The sequence below is a fragment of the Bacillus sp. S4 genome (assembly GCF_040838205.1).
Lineage (GTDB): Bacteria > Bacillota > Bacilli > Bacillales > Bacillaceae_G > Bacillus_A > Bacillus_A cereus_U.
Genome location: NZ_JBFPJI010000475.1, coordinates 1 through 1,828, shown reverse-complemented (window position 1 = coordinate 1,828; position 1,828 = coordinate 1). Strand labels below are relative to the sequence as shown.

The following is a 1,828-nucleotide window of genomic DNA, read 5'->3' as shown; positions in this document are numbered from 1 at the left end:
GATCAAGTAGCCTAATGAAATAACCGTGTCTAACTTTTAGGGGTCACTTCAGAATAGGATGCTCTTTTTCTGTTTAGTGTTTATGTGGATTTTTTCGGGCGGATTAACAAAATCATTGATTTTGTTGTATGGTACCTTTTTTATAATAGAAGTTCTGAGTCCCACCAAGGCAGGTTTTCTAGTTTTTTAATAATTTCTTGCGGGAAACGATAGCGGATTGGTTTTGCAAGGTTACCGGCCACAATTGCATATGGAACAGTATATGCAAGGGGAAGGAAGATGAATATACTTGTATGAAACAAAAATATACAAGTAGAATCGTAACTACTTCATGCTAAAATGGATGGAAGGGAGTGGAAAATATGAGACATAAAATGGGACTATATAATGAGCCTTTTCAATCTATTTATTCGGGTAAAAAAGTATTTGAAGTTAGATTGTATGATAAAAAGCGTCAACAAATAAAACATGGTGATGAAATTGTATTTACCAACCTTATGACGGCAGAAACAATTATTGTAAAGGTAACAGAGGTAAAGCGATACGAGAGTTTTAAGGAAATGTACGAACAAATTGATAAAAAATTATTTGACCGTGAAAATGTTAGCTTAGAGGAAATGTTAGAAAGTACATACAAAATCTATACGAAAGAACAAGAAAAAGAATGGGGAACAGTTGCGATTGGTGTTGAGGTAATAAAGTGAGAAGAAATCGCGGTGCAGCTATTATTGTACAGGACGGTAAAATCGCTCTTATAAAACGTGTTCGAGAAGGTGAGATGTATTTTGTTTTTCCAGGCGGGGGAATTGAAGAAGGAGAAACACCTGAAGAAGCAACGAAGCGAGAGATTTATGAAGAATTAGGGGTACATATACAAGTGGAGCATCTGATTGCAAAGGTGAAGTATAAAGGTACGGAGTATTATTATAATGCCCATATTATAGGTGGAGTTTTCGGAAGTGGTAAAGGCGAGGAGTTCGAGTTGAAAGATAGAGGGAGTTATATTCCTTTATGGATGCCGATAAATGAGTTGCCAAATGTAAATATAAAACCGTATGATGTGGCCCAAAGTGTATTCGATTATTATAGGAAATAAGGTCTGACAACATACAAAAAAAACCATTGACATAGCCTTCTGATTTAAGTATTGTATTCGAGTATGTTTATAATCAGGAGGTTTATATGAGCAATCAAACTACTACACATCATGTGAAAATGACAACAGCAGATCCATCTGGAATTGGTCTATTTGGATTAGCGATGGTAACACTTGTAGCATCATCTCAAAAGTTAGGCTTAACAGATGGCGTTTCACTTGTATTACCATGGGCAATCTTTTTAGGAGGATTTGCACAAATCTTTGCATGCATTCACGATGCAAAGCATAACAATACGTTCGGCACAACAGCATTTGGTGCGTACGGCCTATTTTGGTTAGGTGTTGGAATGACTTGGTTAATTCAACTTGGAGTATTTGGCGAAAAATTAGCCCAAACTGCAGATTCAAAACAGCTTGGGGTAGCCTTTATCGGATACTTGATTTTCACGATCTTTATGACAATTGGTGCAATGGAAACACATAAAGTATTATTTATGATTTTCGTCCTTATTGATTTCTTATTTATCGGTCTTTCATTAAGTACTTTAGGTGTTATGCCGCACGCAATGCATAATTTAGCAGCGTATTCTGAACTATGTATTTCATTATTATCTTTCTATGGTTCAGCAGCAGCTGTGTTAAATACACACTTCGAAAAAGTTGTATTACCAGTTGGAAAACCATTTGGTATTTTTAAAAAGTAATAAAAAGGAACAGATGATTGTATAG

General features: G+C 35.5%; 3 protein-coding genes. All 3 read left to right on the top strand.

What is annotated here, in order from left to right; genetic code table 11:
- Positions 1–362 precede the first annotated feature (362 nt).
- The 3 genes from AB3X48_RS21775 (at position 363) to AB3X48_RS21765 (ending at position 1,803) form a co-directional block, all read left to right on the top strand.
- On the top strand, positions 363–704 hold the full coding sequence (locus AB3X48_RS21775) for an ASCH domain-containing protein (RefSeq protein ID WP_016105802.1): 342 nt from the start codon (positions 363–365) through the stop codon (positions 702–704).
- The gene (locus AB3X48_RS21770) at positions 701–1,096 is read left to right on the top strand and encodes an NUDIX hydrolase (RefSeq protein ID WP_002160965.1); all 396 of its coding nucleotides are present in this window, start codon (positions 701–703) and stop codon (positions 1,094–1,096) included. Before AB3X48_RS21775 ends, AB3X48_RS21770 begins: the two co-directional genes overlap by 4 nt.
- Before the next feature lie 86 nt (positions 1,097–1,182).
- A complete protein-coding gene (locus AB3X48_RS21765) occupies positions 1,183–1,803 on the top strand; it encodes an acetate uptake transporter (RefSeq protein ID WP_002111076.1) in 621 nt (206 codons plus the stop codon).
- The last annotated feature ends 25 nt before the right edge of the window (positions 1,804–1,828 follow it).

Excerpts from the sequence above, each read along its gene's own strand:
- AB3X48_RS21775 (WP_016105802.1), top strand. The coding sequence starts at position 363 with ATGAGACATAAAATGGGACTATATAATGAGCCTTTTCAATCTATTTAT.
- AB3X48_RS21765 (WP_002111076.1), top strand. The coding sequence starts at position 1,183 with ATGAGCAATCAAACTACTACACATCATGTGAAAATGACAACAGCAGAT.